The following is a 24,656-nucleotide window of genomic DNA, read 5'->3' on the forward strand; positions in this document are numbered from 1 at the left end:
CTCAACCCTCCCGGCTGCCGAGCAGGCCCTTGGGCCGGAAGATCAGGATCAGCACGAGGAACAGGTAGGGCAGGATGGGCGCCACCTGCGAGACCGTGAGCGTGAGCAGAGCATTGCTGCTGGCCGCCGGACCCGGCTCCATGCCCAGGCTGCGCAGCAGGCCCAGCAGCGAGCCGTCCATCGCGACCGCGAAGGTCTGGATCACGCCAATCAGGATGGACGCGAGGAAGGCGCCCGACAGCGAGCCCATGCCGCCGACCACCACCACCACGAAGATGATGGAGCCCACCGTGGCCGCCATCGCCGGCTCGGTCACGAAGGTGCTGCCGCCGATCACGCCGGCCAGCCCGGCCAGCCCGGCGCCCGCGCCGAACACCAGCATGAACACGCGCGGCACGTTGTGGCCCAGCGACTCCACGGCCTCGGGGTGCGTCAGCGCGGCCTGGATCACCAGGCCGATGCGTGTGCGCGTGAGCAGCAGCCAGACAGCCACCAGCATCAGCACGGCCACCAGCATCATGAAACCGCGCGTCGCCGGGAACGGCGAGCAGACCACGCGCACGGCGGCGTCCGCCGCCTGGCACATGCCGCTTGGCGCCGCACCCCAGACCAGGCTGAGCCCGTTGACGGAGTGCTGCACCAGCGTGAACGCCGGCCCCTGCAGCACGGGCGGTGGCGCGAACGCCACGGCCGTGCGGCCCCAGACCAGTTGCACGATCTCCAGGATCACGAAGGACAGACCGAAGGTCACCAGCAGTTCGGGCACGTGGCCGAACTTGTGGACCTTGCGCAGGCACAGCCGCTCGAACAGCGAGCCCAGCACGCCGACCACGATGGGCGCCAGCACCAGCGCCGGCCAGAAGCCGACCAGCTGCGACACGGTGTAGCCCGCGTAGGCGCCCAGCATATAAAAACTTGCGTGCGCGAAGTTGAGCACGCCCATCATGCTGAAGATCAGCGTGAGCCCGGAACTGAGCAGGAACAGCAGCAGGCCGTAGCTCAGCCCGTTGAGCATCGAGATCGTGAAGAACTCCATCACCTCACCTTTGCGACCACCAGGTCAACCTCAAAAAAAGGCCCGAACCAGAACCTCTGGATCGGGCCGGTGGGCGGCAGCCAGCCGCCCGCAGAACCACGACGATGTCATCCAGGCCGCTTCATCTGGCAGCTGGTCGGGGTGCTGGACACATAGGACTCGAAGGTCTTGACCGGTGCCAGCGTCATGCCCGTGTTCTCGGGGCTGTAGGGGTACTTGGCATCGGCCTTCTGCCATACGCTCAGGTACAGCGGCTGCTGCAACTGGTGGTCGGACTTGCGCATCTCCACGTCGCCGTTGAAGCTCTTGAACTTCAGGCCCTCCATCGCCGCGGCCACCTTGACCGGATCGGTCGACTTGGCCTTGGCCATGGCCGCGCCGAGTGCGTTGTAGATATGGATCACCGAGCCCGTGTAGAAGTCGTCCTTGAACTTGGTCTGGAACTCGGTCATCCACTGGCCCATCTGGCCGCCCATGTTGTAGTGGTTGTAGGCGACCTGGTAGACGCGCCCTGCGCCGCCTGTGCCCAACGCCGTGGGCGTGCCGGTCACGCCGGCGTAGTAGGTGTAGAACTTGCCGTTGTAGCCGCCTTCGTTGGCCGCCTTGACCAGCAGCGCGAGGTCCGAACCCCAATTGCCCGTGATCACGGTGTCGGCGCCCGATGCCTTGATCTTGGCGATGTAGGGCGCGAAGTCGCGCACCTGGGCCAGCGGGTGCAGGTCTTCGCCGACCACCTGCACATCGGGCCGCTTGCGCGCGAGGATCTCCTTGGCGAACTTGGCGACCTGCTGGCCGTGCGAGTAGTTCTGGTTGAGCAGGTAGACCTTCTTGATGTCCGGCTGCTCCTGCATGTAGGTGGTCAGCGCCTCCAGCTTCATGGAGGTGTCGGCATCGAAGCGGAAGTGCCAGTAGTTGCACTTGCTGTTCGTGAAGTCCGGGTCCACGGCCGAGTGGTTGAGGTAGATCACCTCCTTGCCCGGGTTGCGCGCGTTGTGCTTGTCGACCGCGTCGATCAGCGCGGCCGCGACCGAGGAGCCGTTGCCCTGAGTGATGTAGCGCACACCCTGGTCGAGTGCGGCCTTCAGGTTGTTCAGGCTCTCGGCCGGACTCAGCTTGTTGTCGAACGGGATCACTTCGAACTTCACGCCGGCCGGATTGCTCTGGTTGAACTTCTCGGCGAAGAACTGGAAGCTCTTGATCTGGTTGTTGCCCACCGGGCCCATCAGGCCCGACAGCGGGTCGATCCAGGCGATCTTGACTGTCTCGCCCTTCTGGGCGAAGGCGCCCATCGCACAGGCCAGCAGCGCAGCGGCTGCAACGATTCGTACAACAGGCTTCATTCGTTGGTCTCCTAGTGGTCTGAAAAAGTGCGGGCAGGTTACAAGTCTTCGTTTGCGCCACCGCTGAGGGATTGCCCTAGGCGGTGTCGTGTGCGGCTCACAAGCTCGGCAGGCGGTAGTCCTTCAACTGCTCGCGCAGCCGGGTCTTGAGCATCTTGCCGGTCGCGCCGAGCGGGATCGCGTCGACGAAGACCACGTCGTCCGGAATCTGCCACTTGGCGGTCTTGCCCTCGTAGAACTTCAGCAGTTCCTCGCGGCTGACCTCGGCATTGGGTTTTTTCACGACGACCACGATGGGCCGCTCGTCCCACTTGGGATGGAATACGCCGATGCAGGCCGCCATGGCCACGGCCGGGTGGGCCACGGCGATGTTCTCGATGTCGATGGAGCTGATCCACTCGCCGCCGGACTTGATCACGTCCTTGCTGCGGTCGGTGATCTGCATGAAGCCGTCGGCGTCGATGGTGGCCACGTCGCCGGTCGGGAACCATTCGACACCCTGGGCGTCGCGCACCAGCGGCGCACCGCCCTCGCCCTTGAAGTACTCGCGCACCACCCAGGGGCCGCGCACCAGCAGGTCGCCGGAGGCCTTGCCGTCGAATGGCAGGTCTTCGCCATTGGCGCCGACGATCTTCATGTCCACGCCGTAGATGGCCCGGCCCTGCTTGAGCAGGATCTTCATCTGCTCGTCCTTGGGCAGGTCCAGGTGCTTGTTCTTCAGCGTGCACAGCGTTCCGAGCGGCGACATCTCGGTCATGCCCCAGGCGTGCAGCACCTCCACGCCGTAGTCCTCGCGGAAGGCGTGGATCATGGCCGGCGGGCAGGCCGAGCCGCCGATCACCGTGCGCTTGAGCGTGGAGAACTTCAGCCCCGCCGGCTTCATGTGCATCAGCATCATCTGCCAGACCGTGGGCACGCCGGCGGCGTAGCTGACCTTCTCGCCCTCGATCAACTCGTAGATGGACTTGCCATCCATGGCCGGGCCGGGAAACACCAGCTTGGCGCCCGTCAGCGCGGCCGAGTACGGGATACCCCAGGCGTTGACGTGGAACATCGGCACGACCGGCAGGATGGCGTCGCGCGCGCTGATGCCCATCACGTCGGGCAGCGCCGCGGCGTAGGCGTGCAACGTGGTCGAGCGGTGGCTGTACAGCGCGGCCTTGGGGTTGCCCGTGGTGCCGCTCGTGTAGCACATGCTCGAGGCTGTGTTCTCGTCGAACACCGGCCAGCGGTAGGTGTCGGACTTGTCCGCAAGCCAGGTCTCGTAGCTCTGCAGGCCGGGGATGCCGCTGTCCTGTGGCAGCTTGTCGGCGTCGCACAGCGCGACCCAATGCTTGACCGTGGGGCATTTGGCGTGCACGGCCTGCACGAGCGGCAGGAACGTGAGGTCGAAGCACAGCACCTGGTCTTCGGCGTGGTTGGCGATCCAGGCGATCTGCTCGGGGTGCAGGCGCGGGTTGATGGTGTGCAGCACGCGGCCCGAGCCGCTCACGCCGAAGTAGAGTTCCAGGTGGCGGTAGCCGTTCCAGGCCAGCGTGGCGACGCGGTCGCCGAATCCCAGGCCCCAGCTGTCCAGGCCGTTGGCGATCTGGCGCGCACGGCGCGCCACGTCGCGCCAGGCATAACGGTGGAGATCTCCCTCGACCCGGCGCGAGACGATCTCGCCGTCGCCATGGTGGCGCTCGGCGAAGTCGATCAAGCCGGAAATCAACAGTGGTTGGTTTTGCATCAAACCCAGCATGGGTACTACTCCTCTTGGAAAGCTCGTGATGTCAGAGGCCTGCATCGTAAGGGCGGGCGCGTTCGGTATTTACCCGTACGCCCGCCCTTGCCCGGGGTCACTGCACCGAGATCCTCGCGGCCGTTTGCGTGCCGTCGAACACCAGCTTTCCAGGCCAGGGCTGCCAGGTCACGCCCAGGCCGGCGTGGTTTGGATTGCCATTGCGGACGAAGGCGGAAACGCTGGCCATCATTGCGCTGGACAAGGCCAGCCGGCCCGGCCGATTGGCCGTGCTGTTCACTGCGTTCGCAAACACCGAGGGCCCGAAGTTGCCGAACAGGAACGGCAGATCGAACGCATGGGCGGCACCGTAGATGTCGTTCCAGGGCGCAGGCTCCTGGGCCCAGGCGAACTCGTAATACCAGACATTGGCTTGCTGGCTGGCCAGTGTGTTCAGCACGTTGTCGCGCGCGGCGCCCAGGAAGATGCTGCCCAATTGGCTGGTCTTGGCGTTGTAGCCGGTGGCAGGGGCGGTCACCGGCAGGTAGGACGCGTCCAGGATGTCGGCCGCGGTCAGCGTGGTAGGGACATCGGGGTTGAAGTTCTGCATCAGCGTGAAGCGTGCAGCGTCCGTGACGACCATGCCGGGTTTGCCGCCGAACAGCGTCAGGAACGGAGCGAACAGCTTGCCTTCCTCGGCCGTCATGCCGGCCAGCACCGGGACCTTCTGGTAGTTGCCCGCCTTCATGGTGGCGATCGGGTCCAGCGGCACCACCGCACCATCGGGAATGGGGCCGGAGCCGGTCAGACCCTTGGCCAGCACCGTCGTCAGCACCGTGTTGGCATCCTTGCCGCGCAGGTAGTCGGCGATCTGCGCGTCGGTCTGCGTCGCTGCGTAGGCCAGGGCGCCAGGCACGTCCGCGGCCTTGCCATCTGCAATCAGCAGCTGGGCCAGCAGGCCATTGCCCTGGGCCAGATAGGTCGCTGGCGGGTTCAGCGTGGGCAGGCTGTTGGCGGGCAGGTTGGTGGCCAGCGAGATGCCGCCAGACAGTGGGATGGCCTTGTGGAGCAGGCCGGCCGCCAGCGGCGAGGCCATCAGCGCGTAAGTGTTGATGGCGCCGGCCGATTGCCCCATGACCGTGACGTTGTCTGCCGCGCCGCCGAAGTTGCCGATGTTCTTCTGGATAAACTTCAACGCCTGCAGGTTGTCCAGGATCGCGAAGTTCCCCGAGGCATCCTGCGCACTGGCCCCGGCCCTGAGCTGCGGCAGACTGAAGAAGCCCAGTACGCCGACACGGTAGTTGGCCGTGACCACGACGGCATTGGCCGCCTTGGCCAGCTTTGCGCCATCGTAGACCGGGTCGGCCGTGTAGCCCGAGATGTTGCTACCGCCGTAGATGAACAGGATCACCGGCAGCTTGTTGTCGCCGGTGGCCGGCCGCCAGATGTTCAGCGTCAGGCAGTCCTCCTTGCCCACAGGGGTATTCAGCGTGCTGGCAATCGTGCTGTCGTAGGTGTTGTTCGCGCCGGGACCGTAGATACGGCCGTTCTGCAGGCAGGCGTTGCCGAAGGTCTGCGTGGTGCGCGTGCCGGTCCAGGCGTCCGGCTCCACGGGCGCTTTCCAGCGCAGTGCGCCGACCGGTGGCTTGGCAAAGGGCACGCCTTTCCAGACATAGGTGCCGCTGTTCGCCGAATCGTCGATGCCCTGAACCTTGCCATACGCGGTGCTGCGCACGGTGGGGGCGTCGTCGTCGGAGCCACCGCAGCCCGCCAGCGCCGCGCAGGCCGCAAGAACCAGCACCGCCGTGGTGCGCTGCGCACACGAGGATGCCGCCGAAAAAGCTGTACGCATGCTTGTCTCCTTGTCCCGTGCTTCGGGGTTATTCGGAATGCGCGGGCAGCGGACCCTCGTCCATACTGCGCCGCTTCGGGCCGTTGCCAAGAGAAAGTCTAGGAGGGGTCCGCACGAACACCGCTATCGCAAGCGCGCCAAACCGATGACTTCAGCAACCACTCTCCCCTACCTGCCCGTGCGCACGAGTTCGGCCGCCTGGCTCACGGGCGTGCTGACCATGTTCGAGGCGCAAGGGCTGGACGTGCCCGCCTTGCTGCGCGACGCGGGTTTCGACGCGGCCACGCTGCACCGGCACAACGCGCGCATCCCGGTGGACCAGATCACGCGGCTGTGGCAGCTGGCCGTGGCACGCTCCGGCAAGCCCACACTGGGTCTGCAGCGCCACCTTGCCGCCACCCACAGCAACACCGGCACCGTGGGCCATGTGATGAGCTGCAGCCCCGACCTGGGCCGCGCGCTGACCCACCTGGCGCGCTACATGGCCGTGATCTCGGACGCGACGGGCTTCTCGCTGCAGCTGGAGGCACGCGGCATCTGGCTGACCACGGTGCACACGGGTGGCACGCTGCCGATCCCGCGTCAGCGCGTGGAGTACGCCATGCTGGCCACGCTGATGCTGTGCCAGTGGCTCACGCGCAAGGAATTCGACCCGCTGCTGGTGGAATTGGCCGATGCCGCGCCTGCCGACGACGGGCCGCAGCGCGCGGCCTTCGGCTGTGCGTTGCGCTTCGGCGCACCGGCCAACCGCATGCTGATCGCGCGCAGTGACCTGGACCGCCCGATCCCGACCTATGACGCCGAGCTGGCCGGCATGCTGGAGGCGCTGCTGGACAAGCAACTCGCCCAGCTGGGCCAGACCAGCACCGCGAGCCGTGTGCGCAGCGAGATCGCGCGGCTGTTGAACCAGGGCGAGCCGCGCCGCGAGGTGGTGGCCAAGGGCCTGGGCCTGGCCGAGCGCACGCTGCAGCGCCGGCTGCAGCAGGAACAGGTGTCCTACCAGGCCCTGCTCGACAGCACGCGGCACGAACTGGCCCAGCAATACCTGGCCGAGCAGCGCCACAGCCTGGCGGATGTGTCCGACCTGCTGGGCTATGGGGACAGCAGCAACTTCCACCGCGCCTGCAAGCGCTGGTTCGGCGTGCCACCGGCCCAGTACCGCGCCCAGATCGGCTGCTGAAGCGCCGCGGTGGCCCTTGTCGGCCGGGGTTTACCCGCCTGCCCGACAATCGGGGGATGCGCTCTTCCACCGAGGCCGTCCTGGCCGACCCCGCGCCCATCGCCTGGCGCGCGGGCTTCGCCGACCTGGGGCCGGCCTTTCTCACGCGCCTGCAGCCCACGCCGCTGCCCGCCCCCTACTGGGTCGGCCGCAGTGCCGAGGTCGCCGCGCAGCTGGGCCTGGATGCCGCGTGGTTTGCGTCCGATGCTGCGCTGCAGGCCTTCACGGGCAACCAGCTGCTGCCCGGCAGCGCGCCTTACGCTTCGGTCTACAGCGGCCACCAGTTCGGCGTCTGGGCCGGCCAGCTCGGCGACGGCCGCGCGATCGGACTCGGCGAAACGGCCGCTGGCCAGGAACTGCAACTCAAGGGCGCCGGGCGCACGCCGTACTCGCGCATGGGCGACGGCCGTGCCGTGCTGCGCTCGTCGATCCGTGAATTCCTGTGCAGCGAGGCCATGGCGGGCCTGGGCATTGCCACCACGCGTGCGCTGTGCGTGACGGGCTCGGACGCACCGGTGCGCCGCGAGACGCTGGAGACCGCCGCCGTCGTGACGCGCGTGGCGCCCAGCTTCGTCCGCTTCGGCCACTTCGAGCATTTCGCGGCCAGCGGCGACCACACCTCTCTGCGCGCACTGGCCGACCATGTGATCGACCGCCATTACCCCGCGTGCCGAGAGCAGGCCGCGGACTTCGGCGGCAATGTGTACGCGGCACTGCTGCGCGCCGTGACGCAGCGCACGGCCGCCATGCTCGCGCAATGGCAGGCCGTGGGCTTTTGCCACGGTGTCATGAACACCGACAACATGAGCATCCTGGGCCTGACCATCGACTACGGGCCGTTCCAGTTCCTCGATGCCTTCGACCCCGGTCACATCTGCAACCACAGCGACAGCCAGGGCCGCTACGCCTTCAACCGCCAGCCCAACGTCGCGTACTGGAACCTGTTCTGCCTGGGCCAGGCGCTGCTGCCGCTGATCGAGGAGCAGGATCTGGCACTGGCCGCGCTGGAGACCTACAAGGCCGATTTTCCGCAGGCGCTGGAGACGGCCATGCGCGCCAAGCTCGGCCTGGCGCAGCCGCTGGACGACGACCGCGCGCTGATCGAGTCCACGCTGCAGTTGCTGGCCAGCCAGCGCGCGGACCACACCATCTTCTGGCGCCGGCTGTCCGACGCCGTCGCGGCGGGCATGCTGCTGCAGCCCGTGCGCGACCTGTTCCTGGACGGCGCGGCTTTCGACGACTGGGCCACGCTCTACCAGCGCCGCATGGCCGGCACCGATCTCGCCCAGGCCGGTGCGCGCATGCACGCCGTCAATCCCAAGTTCGTGCTGCGCAACCACCTGGCCGAGCAGGCCATCCGCCGCGCGCAGGACAAGGACTTCTCCGAGGTCGAACGCTTGCGCCGCCTGCTGCAGGCCCCATTTGACGCGCATCCCGGCTGCGAGGCCGATGCCGACTTCCCGCCCGACTGGGCCTCTTCCATCGAGATCAGCTGTTCCTCATGACCCGCCCCATCGAGAAAACCGACGCCGAATGGCGTGCACTGCTGGCCGAGAAAGGCGCCGAACCGGCCGCCTACCAGGTCACCCGCCATGCGGCCACCGAGCGGCCCTACACCGGCAAGTACGAACAGCACTGGGCCGATGGCAGCTACCACTGCGTCTGCTGCGGCGCCAAGCTGTTCGACTCCAGCACCAAGTTCGACGCCGGCTGCGGCTGGCCCAGCTTTTCGCAAGAAGCCGTGCCCGGCGCGATCGAGGAGATCGTCGACCGCAGCCATGGCATGGTGCGCACAGAGACCGTTTGCGCCAGCTGCGGTGCCCACCTGGGCCATGTGTTCCCGGACGGCCCCGCGCCGACCGGCCTGCGCTACTGCATGAACTCGGCCTCGCTGCAGTTCGAGGACAAGTGAGCCCATGAAGATCCTGCTCGACTTCCTGCCGATCCTGCTGTTCTTCGGCGCCTACAAGCTCTATGGCATCTATGTCGGCACGGCCGTGCTGATGGCCGCCACCGTGGTGCAGATGGGCGTGACCTATGCGCAGGAACGCAAGCTGCAGACCATGCAGAAGGCCACGCTGGCGCTGGTGCTGGTGTTCGGCACCCTGACCCTGGTGCTGCAGGACGAACGCTTCATCAAGTGGAAACCCACGGTGCTGTACGCCGCCATGGCGCTGGCCCTGGCCGTCACGGTCTGGGTGTTCAAGAAAAACTTTCTGAAGCTCGTGCTGGGCAGCCAGCTGGAGCTGCCCGACGCGGTATGGATGCGGCTGAACTGGCTATGGGTGGCCTACTGCCTGTTCATGGCGGTCGTGAACGGCTACGTGGCCTATTACTTCAGCACCGATGCCTGGGTCGATTTCAAGCTGTGGGGTTACGTGTTCCCGCTGGCCTTCATCGTCGGCCAGGGTCTGTACGTTTCGCGCTACCTCAAGTCCGACGGCGATGTGGTCGAAGTCGAGCCCAAGGAGCGCCGCTGATGGTGGCGACGGCCGAAGACATGGCGCAGGTTCTGCGTGCGGCGCTGGCGCCCACGCAGCTCGAAGTGCTAGACGAAAGCGCCGCGCACGCCGGCCATGCGGGCGCCGGCCCGCAGCCCTATGGCACGCACTTCCGCATACGCATCGCCTCTCCACAATTTGCCGGACTGTCGCGCGTGGCGCAACATCGCCTTGTGTATGATCCGCTGCGCCAAATGATCACCCAGGGCGTGCACGCCATAGCCATCGAAGTTCTCCCTCCCGTGCACCCGGCCGCGACGCCGTCGTCGCTCCAGGCCCCGCCCTCCCAAAGTTCTTGAGGAAACACATGAAGAAGTCTCTGTATTCCGCAGTTGCGGCTGCGCTCGTGCTGGGTGCCGCCAGCATGCCCACGTTCGCGCAGAACGTGGCGGTGGTGAACGGCAAGGCTGTTCCCAAGGCGCGTGTGGATGCGCTGGCTGAGCAGATGGCCCGCGCCGGCCGCCCGGTCACGCCGGACCAGGAAGGCCAGCTGCGCGAGGAAGTCATCATGCGTGAAGTGTTCATGCAGGAAGCGCAGAAGCGTGGCCTGGACGCCACGCCCGACTTCCAGGCCCAGATGGATTTCGCCCGCCAGTCGCTGCTGGTGCGCGAACTGCTGGTGGACTACCAGAAGACCCATCCCGTGACCGACGCCGAGATCCAGGCCGAGTACGACAAGGTCAAGGCCGCCAATTCCAGCGACGGCAAGGAATACAAGGCCCAGCACATCCTGGTCGAGAAGGAAGCCGACGCCAAGGCCATCATCGCCAGCCTGAAGAAGGGCGGCAAGTTCGAGGACATCGCCAAGAAGCAGTCCAAGGACCCCGGATCCGGTGCCAACGGCGGGGATCTGGGCTGGGCCAACCCGGCTGGCTACGTGAAGGAGTTCGGCGACGCACTGGTCAAGCTCAAGAAGGGCCAGACCACCGAGGTTCCGGTCAAGACCCAGTTCGGCTACCACATCATCCGCCTGAACGACGAGCGCCAGCAGGAGTTCCCGCCGCTGGAACAGGTCAAGCCGCAGATCGCGCAGCAGCTGCAGCAGCAGAAGATGCAGCAGTACCAGCAGGAACTGCGCGCCAAGGCCAAGGTCGAGTAAGCGCCCTGCCCCGGCAACGCAAAAGGCTTCCCTCGGGAAGCCTTTTTGCTCTGCGGGGTGCCCTCGCTAACCCTGCGCGGCGACGCGCTCGGCCTTGCTGTGCAGCTTGTTCAGCGCCGACAGGTAGGCCTTGGCCGATGCCACCACGATGTCGGGATCGGCGCCCACGCCGTTGACCACGCGGCCGCTGTTCTGCAGCCGCACCGTGACCTCGCCCTGGCTCTCGGTCGAGCCGCTGATGGCGTTGACCGAGTACAGCACCATCTCGGCGCCGCTCTTCACAATCGACTCGATGGCCTTCAGCGAGGCGTCGACAGGGCCGTTGCCGTCGGAAGCACCGCGCACCTCCTGGCCCTGGGCCGTGAACACCACCTCGGCCTGCGGCCGCTCGCCGGTCTCGCTGTGCTGCTTGAGCGAGACGAAGGCGTACTGCTCCTGCTCGTGCGCCACGCTCTCTTCGCTGACGAGGGCCAGGATGTCCTCGTCGAAGATGTCGCTCTTGCGGTCGGCCAGATCCTTGAAGCGCGCGAATGCGGCGTTGATGTCGGACTCGCTCTCCATCTGCACGCCCAGGTCCTGCAGGCGCTGCTTGAAGGCGTTGCGGCCCGACAGCTTGCCCAGCACGATCTTGTTGGCGCTCCAGCCAACGTCCTCGGCCCGCATGATCTCGTAGGTGTCGCGCGCCTTGAGCACGCCATCCTGGTGGATGCCCGAGGCATGGGCGAAGGCGTTGGCGCCGACCACGGCCTTGTTGGGCTGCACCACGAAACCCGTGGTCTGGCTGACCATGCGGCTGGCCGGCACGATGTGCTCGGTGGCGATGTTCACGTCCAGGCCGAAGTAGTCGCGGCGGGTCTTCACGGCCATCACGATCTCTTCGAGCGAGCAGTTGCCGGCGCGCTCGCCCAGGCCGTTGATGGTGCACTCGACCTGGCGCGCGCCGCCGATCTTCACGCCGGCCAGCGAGTTGGCCACCGCCATGCCCAGGTCGTTGTGGCAGTGCACGGACCAGACGGCCTTGTCGCTGTTCGGGATGCGCTGGCGCAGGTTCAGGATGAAGTTGCCGTACAGCTCGGGGATCGCGTAGCCCACGGTGTCGGGCACGTTGATCGTCGTCGCGCCTTCCTTGATCACTTCTTCGATCACGCGGCACAGGAAGTCGGGATCGCTGCGGTAGCCATCCTCGGGACTGAACTCGATGTCGCCGACCAGGTTGCGTGCGAAGCGCACCGACTGACGCGCCTGCTCGAACACCTGGTCGGGTGTCATGCGCAGTTTCTTCTCCATGTGCAGCGCCGAGGTCGCGATGAACACGTGGATGCGCGCACGGGCCGCATCCTTGAGCGCCTCGGCCGAGCGCGCGATGTCCCGGTCGTTGGCGCGCGACAGCGAGCAGATGGTCGACTCGCGCACGGCACGCGCGATCGCCTGCACGCACTCGAAGTCCCCGTTGGAACTGGCCGCGAAACCGGCCTCGATCACGTCGACCTTGAGCCGTTCGAGCTGGCGTGCGATGCGCAGCTTCTCGTCGCGCGTCATCGAGGCGCCCGGCGATTGCTCGCCGTCGCGCAAGGTGGTGTCGAAAATGATCAGTTGGTCGCTCATCGTGGTCTCCTTGTCGTGCAGGTGCTGGGCTCAACGCGCAGCGGCGGCGTCAAGCTCCGCAGCCACATTGTCCTCGCCGCGCGTGCCGCGCTGCAGTCCGGACACGATGGCCTTGAGCGAGGCCGACACGATGTTCGAGTCGATGCCCACGCCGAACAGCGTGCGGCCGTCATCCACGCGCAACTCGAGGTAAGCCACGGCCTTGGCGTTGGCGCCGGCACCGATGGCGTGCTCGTGGTAGTCCATCACGCGCACACCGCGGCCCGTGGCCTGTTGCAGGCCGTCGACGAAGGCATCGATGGGGCCGGTGCCGCGGCCCTGGATTTGCACCGGCTTGCCGGCAAAGACCAGGTCGGCCGAGAGCTCGACCTCGGTGGCATCACCGGCGCCACGCCGCTCGGTGAGGCGGTGCTGGGGCGCCGCCACGTCGTGCAGGCCGTATTCCTTCTCGAACAGGGTCCAGAGGTCGTGCGCCGTGAGTTCCTTGCCCTCGGCATCCATGACGCCCTGCACCACCTGGCTGAATTCGATCTGCAAACGGCGCGGCAATTCCAGGCCAAACTCGCTCTCGAGCAGGTAGGAGATGCCACCCTTGCCGGACTGGCTGTTCACGCGGATCACGGCCTCGTAGGTGCGGCCGAGATCCTTGGGATCGATGGGCAGGTAGGGGACGTTCCAGATGTCGCCCTCCTTGCGCGCCGAGAAGACCTTCTTGATCGCGTCCTGGTGCGAGCCCGAGAACGAGGTGTAGACCAGGTCGCCGACGTACGGGTGGCGCGGGTGCACGGGCAACTGGTTGCAGTGCTCGACCACCCGGCGGATCTCGTCGATCTCGGAGAAGTCCAGGCCCGGCGACACGCCCTGCGTGTAGAGGTTCAGCGCGACGTTGACCACGTCGAGGTTGCCCGTGCGTTCGCCGTTGCCGAACAAACAGCCTTCGAGGCGGTCGGCGCCGGCCATCACGGCGAATTCAGCGGCGGCTGTGCCTGTACCGCGGTCGTTGTGCGGGTGCACGGACAGAACGATGGCATCGCGGCGCGCAAGATTGCGGTGCATCCACTCGATCATGTCCGCGAAGATGTTGGGCGTGGAGTGCTCCACCGTGGACGGCAGGTTGATGATGCACTTGCGCTCGGGCGTGGGCTGCCAGACGGCGGTTACCGCATCGACGACACGCTTGGAGAAGGCCAGCTCGGTGCCGGAGAACATCTCGGGCGAGTACTGGAAGGTCCACCGGGTCTCGGGCTGGCGCGCGGCGAGGTCCTGGAACATGCGGGCCTGCGCGGTGGCCAGTTCGACGATGCCGTCCTCGTCCATGCCCAGCACCACGCGGCGCATGATGGGCGCGCAGGCGTTGTACAGGTGCACGATGGCGCGCTTGGCGCCCTGCAGCGACTCGAAGGTGCGCTCGATGAGGTGCTCGCGCGCCTGGGTCAGCACCTGGATCGTGACGTCCTCGGGGATCAGGTCTTCCTCGATGAGCTTGCGCACGAAGTCGAACTCGGTCTGCGATGCCGAGGGAAAGCCCACCTCGATCTCCTTGAAGCCGATCTTGACCAGCGCCTGGAACATCTGCAGCTTGCGCGCGCCGTCCATGGGCTCGATCAGCGCCTGGTTGCCGTCGCGCAGGTCGGTGGAGAGCCAGATGGGGGCTTGCATGATCTGGGCGTCGGGCCAGGTGCGGTCCGTCAGGCGCACCGGTTGAAAGGCGGCGTACTTGCTGGCGGGGTTCTTCAACATCATGCGGATCCTCGAGAGTGGTCAAACAACACCAGCAAACCCAAAAAGAAAAACGGCCCGTTGCTGGTGCAAACGGGCCGTTTCGACAAAAGTTGCGCGCGCGCTACCGTCTCCGCCCGTAGGGGTCGATTAGTAGGGCTAGCACGAAATTTTGCATGGCGCGGACTCTAGCACAGATGCGTGAGGCACCCTGCAAACAGCTGTCTCATTTGTGCAGCCCGCGCTCGTCCGGCTCGTCGGTCGAGGTGCTGATCACGCTGGTCTGCTGTCCCTTGGTCTTGCGCCAGGCGTAGACCGCATAGCCGCTGAATCCATAGACCACGAACAGCCCGAACATGACGATGGGCGGGTGGATGTTGACGATGGCGATGCCCAGCGCGATCAGCACGATCACGACGAAGGGCACGCTCTTCTTCATCTGCACATCCTTGAAGCTGTAGAACGGCACGTTGGTCACCATGGTGAGCCCCGCGTACAGCGCCAGACCGAACATGGGCCATGTGACATCGTTGCGGTCCACCTCCAGCTCGGTCATGAGCCAGATGAAGCCAGTCACCAAGGCCGCCGCAGCCGGTGACGGCAAGCCCTGGAACCAGCGCTTGTCGACAACCGCCGTGTTCACGTTGAAGCGCGCCAGCCGCAGCGCGGCGCACGCGCAGTAGACGAAGGCGGCGATCCAGCCCCAACGCCCGGCCCCGCGCAGCGTCCACTCGTAGGCGATCAGGGCCGGCGCGGCACCGAAGGAGACCATGTCGGACAGCGAGTCCATCTGCTCGCCGAACGCGCTCTGCGTGTTCGTCATGCGGGCAACACGCCCGTCCAGGCTGTCCAGCACCATGGCGCAGAAGACCCCCACGGCGGCCAGGTCGAACCGGTTGTTCATGGCCATCACGACCGCATAGAAGCCGCCGAACAGTGCCGCCAATGTGAACAGATTGGGCAGGACGTAGATGCCCTTGCGGCGCTTGCGCGGCACGGGCTCGTCCACGAGCATCAGGTCGGAATCGTTTCCATCATGCATGGGACAAGTGTAGTGGAGGGGCCCATTGAAAAAGGCCACCGAAGTGGCCTTGCGGAGGTACCGGGAAACCGGTGATCAGTTGCGGGTCTGGTCGACCAGCTTGTTCTTCTTGATCCAGGGCATCATGGCGCGCAGCTGCTCGCCCACCACTTCGATCTGGTGCTCGGCGTTCAGGCGGCGGCGGCTGATCAGCGCGGGCTGGCCGGCGGCGGCTTCGAGCACGAAGCTCTTGGCGTACTCGCCGGTCTGGATGTCCTTCAGCACCTGCTTCATGACCTTCTTGGTTTCGTCGGTCACGATGCGCGGGCCCGTCACGTACTCGCCGTACTCGGCGTTGTTCGAGATCGAGTAGTTCATGTTGGCGATGCCGCCTTCGTAGATCAGGTCCACGATGAGCTTGAGCTCGTGCAGGCACTCGAAGTAGGCCATCTCGGGCGCATAGCCGGCTTCCACCAGCGTCTCGAAGCCGGCCTTGATCAGCTCGACGGTGCCGCCGCACAGAACGGCTTGCTCGCCGAACAGGTCGGTCTCGGTTTCTTCGCGGAAGTTGGTCTCGATGATGCCGGCACGGCCGCCGCCGTTGGCCATGGCGTAGGACAGGGCCAGGTCGCGCGCCTTGCCCGACTTGTCCTGGTGCACCGCCACGAGGTGGGGCACGCCGCCACCCTGGGTGTAGGTGCCGCGCACGGTGTGGCCGGGGGCCTTGGGCGCGACCATCCAGACGTCCAGGTCGGCGCGCGGCTGCACGAAGCCGTAGTGCACGTTGAAGCCGTGGGCGAACACCAGCGAGGCGCCCTGCTTGATGTTGGGTGCCACGTCGTTCTTGTAGACCTGGGCGATCTGCTCGTCAGGCAGCAGGATCATGACGACGTCGGCGGCCTTGACGGCTTCGGCGACTTCGGCGACCTGCAGACCGGCCTTCTCGACCTTGCTCCACGATGCGCCGCCCTTGCGCAGGCCGACCAGCACCTTGACGCCGCTGTCGTTCAGGTTCTGCGCGTGCGCATGGCCCTGGCTGCCATAGCCGATGATGGTGACGGTCTTGCCCTTGATCAGGGAGAGGTCACAGTCCTTGTCGTAGAAAACCTTCATTGTCTTGCTCCAAATGGTTCAGGCGAATTGCCGACGGCAGCCTCGCAAATCGTCGATCCGCCGCGCCGAGCCTGCCAGCACGCGCGCGCGGATGCTTGGTACTCACACGCGCAGGATGCGCTCGCCGCGGCCGATGCCGCTGGATCCCGTGCGCACGGTTTCCAGGATCGCGCTGCGCTCAATGGCTTCGAGGAAGGCGTCGTTCTTGCCCTGGTCACCCGTGAGTTCGATGGTGTAGCTCTTCTCGGTCACGTCGATGATGCGGCCGCGGAAGATGTCGGCCATGCGCTTCATCTCCTCGCGTTCCTTGCCCACCGCGCGCACCTTGACCATCATGAGCTCGCGCTCGGTGTAGGCGCCTTCGGTCAGGTCGACCACCTTGACGACTTCGATGAGCCGGTTCAGGTGCTTGGTGATCTGCTCGATCACGTCGTCCGAACCCGTGGTCTGGATCGTCATGCGCGACAGGCTCGGGTCCTCGGTCGGCGCGACGGTCAGCGATTCGATGTTGTAGCCGCGGGCCGAGAACAGGCCGACGACGCGGGAAAGTGCGCCGGCTTCGTTCTCCAGCAGCACTGCGATGATGTGTTTCATGGATGCAGATTCCTCTTTTCGCCGCCCTCCCCCGCGCACGGTAATGCGCGGGCTCGGCGGGCAATAGATTCGTCGTTGAAAGAGCCCGGCCCAGGTGGGCCAGGCGGTGCGAGCGTTACAGGTCTTCGGAGCCCAGCAGCATCTCGGTGATGCCCTTGCCGGCCTGGACCATGGGGAACACGTTCTCCGTCGGGTCGGTCCGGAAGTCCATGAACACCGTGCGGTCCTTGAGCTTGCGCGCCTCGCGCAGCGCCGGCTCCACGTCCTGCGGGCGCTCGATCAGCATGCCCACATGACCATAGGCCTCGGCCAGCTTCACGAAATTGGGCAGCGCGTCCATGTAGCTGCTGCTGTAGCGGCCGGCGTACTCGACCTCTTGCCACTGGCGCACCATGCCCAGGTAGCGGTTGTTGAGCGAGAGGATCTTGATCGGCGTGTTGTACTGCAGGCAGGTGGAGAGTTCCTGGATGCACATCTGCACCGAGCCCTCCCCCGTCACGCAGAACACCTCGGCCTCGGGCTTGGCGAGCTTGATGCCCATGGCGTAGGGGATGCCCACGCCCATGGTGCCCAGGCCACCGGAATTGATCCAGCGGCGCGGCTCGTCGAAGCGGTAGTACTGCGCGGCCCACATCTGATGCTGGCCGACGTCGGAGGTGACGTAGGTCTCCACGTCCTTGGTCATGTTCCACAGCGTCTCGATGACGTACTGCGGCTTGATCACGTCGCCCGCGCCACGGCTGTACTTGAGGCAGTCGCGCTTGCGCCAGACCTCGATCTGCTCCCACCAACCGGCCAAGGCGCCGCTGTCGGGCTTGGTGTCGGACTCGCGGATCATCGCGATCAGCTCGGTCAGCACGTCCTTCACATCGCCCACGATGGGGATGTCCACGCGCACGCGCTTGGAGATGCTCGACGGATCGATGTCGATGTGGATGATCTTGCGTTCGTTCTGCGCGAAGTGCTTGGGGTTGCCGATCACGCGGTCGTCGAAGCGCGCGCCCACGGCCAGCAGCACGTCGCAGTTCTGCATCGCGTTGTTGGCTTCCAGCGTGCCGTGCATGCCCAGCATGCCGAGGAACTTGCGGTCCGACGCCGGGTAGGCGCCCAAGCCCATCAACGTGTTCGTGACCGGGTAGCCCAGCATGTCGACCAGCGTGCGCAGCTCATTGGTCGCGTTGCTCAGCAGCACGCCGCCGCCGGTGTAGATGTAGGGGCGCTTGGCCGTCAGCAGAAGCTGCAGCGCCTTGCGGATCTGGCCGCCGTGGCCCTTGCGCACGGGGTTGTACGAGCGCATTTCCACCGTCTCGGGGTAGCCGCTGTACAGCGCCTTCTTGAACGAGACGTCCTTGGGGATGTCGACCACCACGGGGCCAGGCCGGCCGGTGCGCGCGATGTGGAAGGCCTTCTTGACCGTCATGGCCAGGTCGCGCACGTCCTTGACCAGGAAGTTGTGCTTGACGATGGGCCGCGTGATGCCCACGGTGTCGCACTCCTGGAAGGCATCGAGGCCGATCGCCGGCGTCGGGACCTGACCGGTGATGATCACCATCGGGATGCTGTCCATGTAGGCCGTGGCGATGCCGGTGATGGCATTGGTGACGCCAGGACCAGAGGTCACCAGTGCCACGCCCACGTCGCCAGTGGCGCGCGCATAGCCGTCGGCGGCGTGCACTGCGGCTTGCTCGTGGCGCACCAGCACATGCTGCATGGTGTCCTGCTTGTACAGCGCGTCGTAGATGTACAGCACCGCACCGCCAGGGTAGCCCCAGATGTGCTTGACGTTCTCGGCCTGCAAGGCCTTGACGAGGATCTCCGCGCCCATCAGCTCCTGGGGGCCGGTTTGCGAGAGGGGGGAGGATGCGGCAGCTGCCGACTTCAGTTCGGCTTTGGAGATTTCCATGATCAACCTTTGTGAATTTCTCTGACGAAATACCTTGGGTGCTCCTTCGCCCTCTCTTGTGAAGAGACGTTGGAACTTAAGGCCAGGACCATGGGCGAGATGCTTGCAGCGCCGGATCGTGACCCGTTTGCTTTTTTGACGAGCGCCGGGATTATCAACGATTTTTTGCGCCTTCTTGCATCGATGCCATAATCTTTGGCTTTCCTCGCGGCCCCATCGCGAGTGCGCGAACCCCCACAACAGCCGTCTTGGCCACCGACAAAGAACTGTCCGACTTCCTCAAAGGTGTGGAGAGACGCGCCTTCAAGCGTTGCCTGTACCACGTGCGCAACGAGGAAGCGGCGCTGGACATCGTGCAGGACAGCATGATGAAGCTCGCCGAGCACTACGGCGACAAGCCCCCGGCCGAACTGCCGCTGCTGTTCCAGCGCATTCTGTCGAACTGCACGCTGGACTGGTTCCGCCGGCAGAAGACGCGCAACGCACTCTTCTCCAACCTCAGCGACTTCGAGTCCGCCGGGGAGGACGGCGATTTCGACCTGCTGGAGGCGCTGGCGCCGCAGAGCGGCAGCGAAGGCCACGAGAGCGCGGAAGACACCACGCGTCGGGCACAGATCCTGCGGGAGATCGAAACCGAGATCCAACGGCTACCGGGACGTCAACGCGAGGCATTTTTGTTGCGTTACTGGGAGGAGATGGACGTCGCAGAGACGGCCGCTGCCATGGGTTGCTCCGAAGGGAGCGTCAAAACCCACTGCTCGCGCGCCGTCGCCAGCCTGAGTCGCGCCCTGACGGCCAAAGGAATCCACCTATGAACCAAGCTCTTTCCATCGCCCTGTCGACTGATCGCCTCGGCCGCGTGATCGCGGGCCGCCTATCGGAGTCCTGCACCAATCTGGACCATGACATTGCCGAGCGGCTCCGCGTGGCGCGGCAACAAGCCGTTGCCCGGCGCAAGGTGGCGGAGTTCGCGCCCGTGGTCAGCACGGTCAGCATCGTTCGCTCCGGGCGCGCTGGCACCCTGCAGTTGGGCGGGCGGGACGAACCCGGGCTGTGGGCCCGGCTGGGCGCAATGCTGCCACTGCTGGCCCTGGTTGCCGGGTTGCTGGTCATCTACATGGTGCAGAACGACAACCGCGCCAGCGAGTTGGCCGAAGTGGACGCGGCATTGCTCACCGACAGCCTGCCGACCGACGCCTACACAGACCCCGGTTTCCTGCAGTTCCTCAAGGCTGGTGACAACGCACCGCAGAACTGACACAGGGCGCCCCACTTTGCACGCACCCCGCCGCTTCCACTGGGTCCAGTTCGCCACAGGCGCCAGCCTGTGCTGTGCGGTGGCGCTGGCCTGTGCGCAGCCGGCCACCAAGGCCGCAAGCGGCCCGGCCACGGAAAAAGCCGAAGCGCCCAGCCCGCGCTGGGCGGGTCTGAGCAGCGCCCAGCGCCAGGCCCTCAAGCCACTCGGGCCGAGCTGGAACAGCCTTGGCGAAGGCCAGCGCCGCAAGTGGATCGCGCTGTCGCGCAACTTTGAAAAACTCCCGGCCGAAGAGCAGCAGAAGCTGCACCAGCGCATGGGCGAATGGGTCAAGCTCAGTGCCGCGGAGCGCAGCCGCGCGCGACTGAACTTCGCGGAAACCGAACGCCTGGCCAGCGACGACAAGCAGGCCAAATGGGAGGCCTACCAGGCGCTCAGCGAAGAGGAACGCCGCAAACTTGCCGAGCAGGCGCCGCGCCGCACCCTGCCCGGCATGGCCACTGCGATCCGCCCGATTCCGCGCCAGCGCCTGGCCACCATGCCGGTTGCGCCGGAAAATCAACGCACCATGCCGCGCATCAGCACCGCACCCCACCTGATCAATCCGCAGACCTTGCTGCCCCAGGTCGACGCCCACGCCACCGAGCCGGACACGGCCACGCACCAATGAAGGTCGCGACACCGGAGATGGCGCCTGCCTTGCAAGCGCCAGGACTGTGGCGCCGCATGGCTTGCTGGCTCTACGAAGGCATGCTGATGTTCGGCCTGGTTTTCATTGCCGGCTACCTGTTCGGCACGCTGAGCCAGACCCGCAACGCGCTGGACAACCGCACTGCCCTGCAGGCCTTCCTCTTCGTGGTGTTCGGCATCTACTTCACCTGGTTCTGGTCCAAGGGGCAGACGTTGGCGATGAAAACCTGGCACATCCGCGTGGTGGACCGGGCAGGCCGTCCCGTCAGCCAAACCAAGGCCTTCGTGCGCTACCTGCTGAGCTGGCTGTGGTTCCTGCCGCCGCTGGTCCTGATCGCGCCCTTTCAGCTGCCGGCCGGCGAATCCTTCGTGCTGCTGCTGGGCTGGGTCGCGGTGTGGGCGATCGCCAGCCGCTTCCACCCCCAATCCCAGTTCTGGCACGACGTCCTGGCCGGCACGCGCCTCGTCACAGCCCTACCACACACCCGATGAAGCCCGCGTTCTCGCTCTGTGTCTACTGCGGCTCCCGCCCTGGAGCGCATCCTGCCTACGGTGCCGCAGCGCAACAGGTCGGCCGCTGGATCGGCGAGCACGGCGGACAACTCGTGTACGGCGGCGGCCACAACGGCCTCATGGGCATGGTGGCCGATGCCACGCTGGCAGCCGGCGGCCAAGTCATCGGCGTGATCCCCCAGGCTCTTGTCGAGAAGGAATGGGCGCACCGCGGCTGTACCGAGTTACACGTGGTCGACACCATGCACGACCGCAAGCGCATGATGGCCGAGCGCGCCGATGCCTTTGTGGCCCTGCCCGGCGGGATTGGTACCTTCGAGGAGTTTTTCGAGGTCTGGACCTGGCGTCAACTGGGCTACCACGACAAGCCCGTCGGCCTGCTCAACATCGAGGGCCTGTACGACGGGCTGGAGAGCTTTCTGAAAACCACGGTTCGCGCAGGCTTCGTCAACGATTGGCAGATGGACCTGATCCGCATCGGCCGCGATGCAGAGGATCTGCTCAAGAACCTGGTCAACGATGCGGGCCTTGCGCCCGCGCCGCAGCTGGACCAGATCTGAGAAACCGGTCTCAGACGGCCGATTCGTCCTCTTCGCCGGTGCGGATGCGCACCACGCGCTCCACATCGGTCACGAAGATCTTGCCGTCGCCGATCTTGCCGGTGCGCGCTGCGCGCACGATGGCGTCCACGCAGCGGTCGACGTCGTCGTCCTTGACGACGATCTCGACCTTCACCTTGGGCAGGAAATCGACCACGTACTCGGCGCCGCGGTAGAGCTCGGTGTGGCCCTTCTGGCGGCCGAAGCCTTTCACCTCGGTCACGGTCAGCCCGGTCACGCCGCACTCCGCCAGCGCTTCGCGCACTTCTTCGAGTTTGAAGGGTTTGAGGATGGCGGTGATCTGCTTCATTTGAGTCTTTCTGGAGGCTGGCCAATACGTACTGGCAATAGGATAGCGTCATTCACCCGCGATCCTGCGGCCTGTCGCCCGAATTCGCCTGGCGCATTGGGGCCAAGCCACCCGGCGCAGCGGCAAGCAGCGGCTTGCCGGCATCATCCGAATCCACAGCATGGCAGACGACGACACCACCCTCCGCATCGTGGCGGACATCTCCGAGATCGACGCTGCCGCCTGGGACGGCCTGCTGGTGGCGCAGGCGGACCCCAGCCCGTTCATGCGCCACGCCTACCTGCAGGCCATGCAGGTCAGCGGCAGCGCCGTGACCGACACCGGGTGGACGCCCCGCATCCTGAGCCTGTGGCGCCGGGGCCAACTGCAGGCCGCCTGCGCGCTGTACCTCAAGACCCACTCGTACGGCGAGTATGTGTTCGACTGGGCTTGGGCCGACGCCTACCAGCGCCATGGCCTGCCCTACTACCCCAAGGCCGTCATCGCCCCACCCTTCACACCCGTGCCAGGTGCACGGCTGCTGGCGCGTGACGCGACCAGCAGGGCGACGCTGCTGCGCGCAGCCGTGGCGTGGTGCGAGGAGCAGGAACTGTCTTCATTGCATCTGCTGTTCGGCAACGCGTCCGACATGTCCGCCTGCGCCGACGCAGGGCTCATGCTGCGGCACCAGGTCCAGTTCCACTGGCAGAACGCGCGCGCGGCCGACGGGCTGCCGTTCGAGGACTTCGACGCCTTTCTGGCGAGCCTCGCGCAGGACAAGCGCAAAAAGATCCGCCAGGAGCGACGCAAGGTGGCCGAGGCCGGCGTGCGGTTTCGCTGGGCGCAGGGCCAGGCCATCACCGCGGTGGACTGGGACTTCTTCTACCGCTGCTACGAACGCACCTACCTGGAACATGGCAATGCGCCCTACCTGGCGCGCAGCTTCTTCACGTCCGTGGCGCGCGACATGTCCGAGCATTGGCTGCTGTTCACCGCAGAGCGGGACGGCGCGCCGATCGCCTGCAGCCTGGTGGCGCTGGAACCCGGTCTGGGTGTGGCTTACGGCCGTTACTGGGGCGCATTGGAACGCGTGGATTGCCTGCATTTCGAGGCCTGCTACTACCAGCCCTTGCAGTGGTGCATCGCCCAGGGCTACCAGCGCTTCGAAGGCGGCGCCCAAGGTGAGCACAAGATGGCCCGTGCGCTGATGCCGGTGCGCACCAGCAGCGCGCACTGGCTGGCGCACCCGGCCTTCGCGGAAGCAGTGGAACGTTTCCTGGAACGCGAAGGCCAGGGCATGGACGCGTACCTGAGCGATCTGGCGCAACGCACGCCATTTCGCCAGGCCGACGGCTAAGCCAGCGCCTGCGCGAAGTCGGCCAGCAGATCGGCCGGGTCTTCCAGGCCGATCGACAGTCGGACCAGGCCGTCGGCAATGCCCATGGCGGCGCGCACCTGCGCCCCTGCTTCCCAGAAGATGGTGGGCGCCACCGGGATGATCAGGGTGCGGGTGTCGCCCAGGCCTGTGGCCTTGATGGGCAGTTGCAGCCGGTCGATGAACTGCAGGCACGCCGCCGTGTCGCGCAACTCGAACGACAGCAGCCACGAGCCCGCACTGAACAACTGCTTGGCCAGCGCGTGCTGCGGATGGGTCTCCAGCATCGGGTAGTGCACCGCAACCACTGCCGAGTGCGCCTGCAGGTAGCGCGCCAACGCCAGCGCCGTGGCGCTGGTGTGTGCCACACGCAACGCCAGCGTCTCGGCGCCCAGGCTGATCTGGTGCGCGTGCTCCGACGACAGGTTTCCACCCATGTCCCGCAGGCCCTTCTTGCGCACCTGCGCAAGGCCCCACTGCTTCGCGTCGCCCTTGCGGTAGGCCGCAAAGATGTTCGGATAGCCATGCCAGTCGTACAGCCCCGTGTCGGTGACCGCGCCGCCCAGCGCCTGTCCGTGGCCGGCAATGGTCTTGGTCAACGACTGCACGACGAGACCGGCGCCCACGTCTCTCGGCCGGAACAGCGCCGGAGAGGTGACGGTGTTGTCGACGACGAACAGCAGACCGTGCTGGGCGCAGAACTTGCCGATGGCGGGCATGTCCGCGATCTGCGTTCCGGGATTCGCGATGGTCTCCACAAACACCATGCGCGTGTTGGGCTGTACCGCCGCAGCCACCGCCGCCGCATCGGTCGCGTCCACGGTGCTGATTTCGATCCCGAGATCGCGCAGCGTCCCGAAGATGCTGTTGGTGTTGCCGAACACATAGCGGCTCGCTACCAGGTGGTCGCCCGCGCGCAGCAATGTCAGGAACACCGCGCTGATGGCCGCCATGCCGGTGCCGAAACACACGGTGCCCACACCCTGCTCCAGCCGCGTGATCTGCGATTCCAGCGCGGCCGTGGTCGGGGTGCCCTGGCGCGCGTAGTTGTAGGCGCCCTTGAGCGTCCCCTGGAATACGCCGATCAGGTCTTCCACACGGTCGAAGCCGTACTGCGTCGAGGTGTGGATCGGCTTGCGTACGCCACCGTGTTCGACGCCAAAGCGGCGGTCGGAATGCACGATGCCGGTGCTGATGCCTTCGGAGGCCATGG

General features: G+C 66.0%; 24 protein-coding genes. 12 read left to right on the forward strand and 12 right to left on the reverse strand.

All coding sequences use genetic code 11. The annotated features are described in order from the left end of the window. Position 1: 1 nt before the first annotated feature. The 4 genes from ACSQ4M_RS23025 to ACSQ4M_RS23040 all read right to left on the reverse strand — a co-directional run bounded on the left by ACSQ4M_RS23025 (position 2) and on the right by ACSQ4M_RS23040 (position 5,948). Positions 2–1,036 (reverse strand): branched-chain amino acid ABC transporter permease, encoded by a 1,035-nt coding sequence (locus ACSQ4M_RS23025; RefSeq protein ID WP_436191733.1) that lies wholly within the window; start codon positions 1,034–1,036, stop codon positions 2–4. A gap of 107 nt (positions 1,037–1,143) precedes the next feature. After that, positions 1,144–2,376: a branched-chain amino acid ABC transporter substrate-binding protein gene (locus ACSQ4M_RS23030; RefSeq protein WP_436191734.1), complete on the reverse strand. Its 1,233-nt coding sequence runs from the start codon at positions 2,374–2,376 to the stop codon at positions 1,144–1,146. A gap of 97 nt (positions 2,377–2,473) precedes the next feature. Further along, complete coding sequence (locus ACSQ4M_RS23035; protein ID WP_436191735.1) at positions 2,474–4,117, reverse strand: 3-(methylthio)propionyl-CoA ligase; 1,644 nt, start codon at positions 4,115–4,117, stop codon at positions 2,474–2,476. Between the two features lie 97 nt (positions 4,118–4,214). Further along, positions 4,215–5,948, reverse strand: a complete 1,734-nt coding sequence (locus ACSQ4M_RS23040; protein ID WP_436191736.1) for a carboxylesterase/lipase family protein — start codon at positions 5,946–5,948, stop codon at positions 4,215–4,217. A gap of 145 nt (positions 5,949–6,093) precedes the next feature. On the opposite strand from ACSQ4M_RS23040, the gene ACSQ4M_RS23045 reads away from it, so the two are divergent. The 6 genes from ACSQ4M_RS23045 to ACSQ4M_RS23070 are packed head-to-tail and all read left to right on the forward strand — an operon-like array spanning position 6,094 to position 10,767. Further along, positions 6,094–7,128, forward strand: a complete 1,035-nt coding sequence (locus ACSQ4M_RS23045) for an AraC family transcriptional regulator (protein WP_436191737.1) — start codon at positions 6,094–6,096, stop codon at positions 7,126–7,128. Positions 7,129–7,184: 56 nt separating this feature from the next. Continuing rightward, positions 7,185–8,672: a protein adenylyltransferase SelO gene (locus ACSQ4M_RS23050; RefSeq protein ID WP_436191738.1), complete on the forward strand. Its 1,488-nt coding sequence runs from the start codon at positions 7,185–7,187 to the stop codon at positions 8,670–8,672. Next, positions 8,669–9,079, forward strand: coding sequence for a peptide-methionine (R)-S-oxide reductase MsrB (gene msrB, locus ACSQ4M_RS23055; RefSeq protein ID WP_436191739.1), 411 nt, complete (start codon positions 8,669–8,671; stop codon positions 9,077–9,079). Before ACSQ4M_RS23050 ends, msrB begins: the two co-directional genes overlap by 4 nt. Positions 9,080–9,083: 4 nt before the next feature. Continuing rightward, positions 9,084–9,647, forward strand: a complete 564-nt coding sequence (locus ACSQ4M_RS23060; RefSeq protein WP_436191740.1) for a septation protein A — start codon at positions 9,084–9,086, stop codon at positions 9,645–9,647. Beyond that, on the forward strand, positions 9,647–9,967 hold the full coding sequence (locus ACSQ4M_RS23065; protein ID WP_436191741.1) for a BolA family protein: 321 nt from the start codon (positions 9,647–9,649) through the stop codon (positions 9,965–9,967). Before ACSQ4M_RS23060 ends, ACSQ4M_RS23065 begins: the two co-directional genes overlap by 1 nt. A gap of 8 nt (positions 9,968–9,975) precedes the next feature. Beyond that, positions 9,976–10,767, forward strand: coding sequence for a peptidylprolyl isomerase (locus tag ACSQ4M_RS23070; protein ID WP_436191742.1), 792 nt, complete (start codon positions 9,976–9,978; stop codon positions 10,765–10,767). 66 nt (positions 10,768–10,833) lie between these two features. Here ACSQ4M_RS23070 and ACSQ4M_RS23075 read toward each other — a convergent pair whose 3' ends face one another. From ACSQ4M_RS23075 to ACSQ4M_RS23100, 6 genes are all read right to left on the reverse strand, one after another. Further along, positions 10,834–12,372 carry a 2-isopropylmalate synthase gene (locus ACSQ4M_RS23075; RefSeq protein WP_436191743.1) on the reverse strand — a complete coding sequence of 513 codons (1,539 nt, stop codon included), beginning with the start codon at positions 12,370–12,372 and terminating at the stop codon, positions 10,834–10,836. Between the two features lie 30 nt (positions 12,373–12,402). After that, positions 12,403–14,112, reverse strand: coding sequence for a 2-isopropylmalate synthase (gene leuA / locus ACSQ4M_RS23080; protein ID WP_436191744.1), 1,710 nt, complete (start codon positions 14,110–14,112; stop codon positions 12,403–12,405). A 205-nt stretch (positions 14,113–14,317) separates the two neighbouring features. Next, the gene (gene pssA / locus ACSQ4M_RS23085) at positions 14,318–15,133 is read right to left on the reverse strand and encodes a CDP-diacylglycerol--serine O-phosphatidyltransferase (RefSeq protein ID WP_436191745.1); all 816 of its coding nucleotides are present in this window, start codon (positions 15,131–15,133) and stop codon (positions 14,318–14,320) included. A 75-nt stretch (positions 15,134–15,208) separates the two neighbouring features. Continuing rightward, complete coding sequence (gene ilvC, locus ACSQ4M_RS23090) at positions 15,209–16,225, reverse strand: ketol-acid reductoisomerase (protein ID WP_436191746.1); 1,017 nt, start codon at positions 16,223–16,225, stop codon at positions 15,209–15,211. A gap of 102 nt (positions 16,226–16,327) precedes the next feature. Beyond that, positions 16,328–16,819: an acetolactate synthase small subunit gene (ilvN, locus tag ACSQ4M_RS23095; RefSeq protein WP_056660219.1), complete on the reverse strand. Its 492-nt coding sequence runs from the start codon at positions 16,817–16,819 to the stop codon at positions 16,328–16,330. 115 nt (positions 16,820–16,934) lie between these two features. Then, a complete protein-coding gene (locus ACSQ4M_RS23100; protein ID WP_436191747.1) occupies positions 16,935–18,722 on the reverse strand; it encodes an acetolactate synthase 3 catalytic subunit in 1,788 nt (595 codons plus the stop codon). A 248-nt stretch (positions 18,723–18,970) separates the two neighbouring features. Between ACSQ4M_RS23100 and ACSQ4M_RS23105 the strand changes: the two genes are divergently transcribed. The 5 genes from ACSQ4M_RS23105 to ACSQ4M_RS23125 are packed head-to-tail and all read left to right on the forward strand — an operon-like array spanning position 18,971 to position 21,740. Then, entirely contained in the window at positions 18,971–19,537 is a 567-nt protein-coding gene (locus ACSQ4M_RS23105; RefSeq protein WP_436191748.1) for an RNA polymerase sigma factor, read from the forward strand. After that, positions 19,534–19,980 carry a DUF3619 family protein gene (locus ACSQ4M_RS23110; RefSeq protein WP_436191749.1) on the forward strand — a complete coding sequence of 149 codons (447 nt, stop codon included), beginning with the start codon at positions 19,534–19,536 and terminating at the stop codon, positions 19,978–19,980. The genes ACSQ4M_RS23105 and ACSQ4M_RS23110 overlap by 4 nt, the downstream gene beginning before the upstream one ends. A 16-nt stretch (positions 19,981–19,996) precedes the next feature. Then, a complete protein-coding gene (locus ACSQ4M_RS23115; RefSeq protein ID WP_436191750.1) occupies positions 19,997–20,647 on the forward strand; it encodes a DUF3106 domain-containing protein in 651 nt (216 codons plus the stop codon). Beyond that, the gene (locus ACSQ4M_RS23120) at positions 20,644–21,159 is read left to right on the forward strand and encodes an RDD family protein (RefSeq protein ID WP_436191751.1); all 516 of its coding nucleotides are present in this window, start codon (positions 20,644–20,646) and stop codon (positions 21,157–21,159) included. The genes ACSQ4M_RS23115 and ACSQ4M_RS23120 overlap by 4 nt, the downstream gene beginning before the upstream one ends. After that, the gene (locus tag ACSQ4M_RS23125; protein WP_436191752.1) at positions 21,156–21,740 is read left to right on the forward strand and encodes a TIGR00730 family Rossman fold protein; all 585 of its coding nucleotides are present in this window, start codon (positions 21,156–21,158) and stop codon (positions 21,738–21,740) included. The genes ACSQ4M_RS23120 and ACSQ4M_RS23125 overlap by 4 nt, the downstream gene beginning before the upstream one ends. A gap of 10 nt (positions 21,741–21,750) precedes the next feature. On the opposite strand, the gene glnB is transcribed toward ACSQ4M_RS23125, so the two are convergent. Beyond that, positions 21,751–22,089, reverse strand: a complete 339-nt coding sequence (glnB, locus tag ACSQ4M_RS23130; protein WP_056660201.1) for a nitrogen regulatory protein P-II — start codon at positions 22,087–22,089, stop codon at positions 21,751–21,753. Positions 22,090–22,249: 160 nt separating this feature from the next. Here glnB and ACSQ4M_RS23135 point away from each other — a divergent pair, with 160 nt between their 5' ends. Next, on the forward strand, positions 22,250–23,425 hold the full coding sequence (locus ACSQ4M_RS23135; protein ID WP_436191753.1) for a GNAT family N-acetyltransferase: 1,176 nt from the start codon (positions 22,250–22,252) through the stop codon (positions 23,423–23,425). Here the strand turns inward: ACSQ4M_RS23135 and ACSQ4M_RS23140 are convergent. Next, positions 23,422–24,654 carry a cystathionine gamma-synthase family protein gene (locus ACSQ4M_RS23140; RefSeq protein ID WP_436191754.1) on the reverse strand — a complete coding sequence of 411 codons (1,233 nt, stop codon included), beginning with the start codon at positions 24,652–24,654 and terminating at the stop codon, positions 23,422–23,424. The genes ACSQ4M_RS23135 and ACSQ4M_RS23140 overlap by 4 nt on opposite strands. Positions 24,655–24,656: the final 2 nt, after the last annotated feature.

This window comes from Pseudorhodoferax sp. LjRoot39 (genome assembly GCF_964253035.1).
Taxonomy (GTDB): domain Bacteria; phylum Pseudomonadota; class Gammaproteobacteria; order Burkholderiales; family Burkholderiaceae_C; genus Pseudorhodoferax.

Coding starts and splice junctions, on each gene's coding strand:
- ACSQ4M_RS23025 (WP_436191733.1), bottom strand. CDS start 1,036: ATGGAGTTCTTCACGATCTCGATGCTCAACGGGCTGAGCTACGGCCTG.
- ACSQ4M_RS23030 (WP_436191734.1), bottom strand. CDS start 2,376: ATGAAGCCTGTTGTACGAATCGTTGCAGCCGCTGCGCTGCTGGCCTGT.
- ACSQ4M_RS23035 (WP_436191735.1), bottom strand. CDS start 4,117: ATGCTGGGTTTGATGCAAAACCAACCACTGTTGATTTCCGGCTTGATC.
- ACSQ4M_RS23040 (WP_436191736.1), bottom strand. CDS start 5,948: ATGCGTACAGCTTTTTCGGCGGCATCCTCGTGTGCGCAGCGCACCACG.
- ACSQ4M_RS23045 (WP_436191737.1), top strand. CDS start 6,094: ATGACTTCAGCAACCACTCTCCCCTACCTGCCCGTGCGCACGAGTTCG.
- ACSQ4M_RS23050 (WP_436191738.1), top strand. CDS start 7,185: ATGCGCTCTTCCACCGAGGCCGTCCTGGCCGACCCCGCGCCCATCGCC.
- msrB (WP_436191739.1), top strand. CDS start 8,669: ATGACCCGCCCCATCGAGAAAACCGACGCCGAATGGCGTGCACTGCTG.
- ACSQ4M_RS23060 (WP_436191740.1), top strand. CDS start 9,084: ATGAAGATCCTGCTCGACTTCCTGCCGATCCTGCTGTTCTTCGGCGCC.
- ACSQ4M_RS23065 (WP_436191741.1), top strand. CDS start 9,647: ATGGTGGCGACGGCCGAAGACATGGCGCAGGTTCTGCGTGCGGCGCTG.
- ACSQ4M_RS23070 (WP_436191742.1), top strand. CDS start 9,976: ATGAAGAAGTCTCTGTATTCCGCAGTTGCGGCTGCGCTCGTGCTGGGT.
- ACSQ4M_RS23075 (WP_436191743.1), bottom strand. CDS start 12,372: ATGAGCGACCAACTGATCATTTTCGACACCACCTTGCGCGACGGCGAG.
- leuA (WP_436191744.1), bottom strand. CDS start 14,112: ATGTTGAAGAACCCCGCCAGCAAGTACGCCGCCTTTCAACCGGTGCGC.
- pssA (WP_436191745.1), bottom strand. CDS start 15,133: ATGCATGATGGAAACGATTCCGACCTGATGCTCGTGGACGAGCCCGTG.
- ilvC (WP_436191746.1), bottom strand. CDS start 16,225: ATGAAGGTTTTCTACGACAAGGACTGTGACCTCTCCCTGATCAAGGGC.
- ilvN (WP_056660219.1), bottom strand. CDS start 16,819: ATGAAACACATCATCGCAGTGCTGCTGGAGAACGAAGCCGGCGCACTT.
- ACSQ4M_RS23100 (WP_436191747.1), bottom strand. CDS start 18,722: ATGGAAATCTCCAAAGCCGAACTGAAGTCGGCAGCTGCCGCATCCTCC.
- ACSQ4M_RS23110 (WP_436191749.1), top strand. CDS start 19,534: ATGAACCAAGCTCTTTCCATCGCCCTGTCGACTGATCGCCTCGGCCGC.
- ACSQ4M_RS23120 (WP_436191751.1), top strand. CDS start 20,644: ATGAAGGTCGCGACACCGGAGATGGCGCCTGCCTTGCAAGCGCCAGGA.
- ACSQ4M_RS23125 (WP_436191752.1), top strand. CDS start 21,156: ATGAAGCCCGCGTTCTCGCTCTGTGTCTACTGCGGCTCCCGCCCTGGA.
- glnB (WP_056660201.1), bottom strand. CDS start 22,089: ATGAAGCAGATCACCGCCATCCTCAAACCCTTCAAACTCGAAGAAGTG.
- ACSQ4M_RS23135 (WP_436191753.1), top strand. CDS start 22,250: ATGGCAGACGACGACACCACCCTCCGCATCGTGGCGGACATCTCCGAG.
- ACSQ4M_RS23140 (WP_436191754.1), bottom strand. CDS start 24,654: ATGGCCTCCGAAGGCATCAGCACCGGCATCGTGCATTCCGACCGCCGC.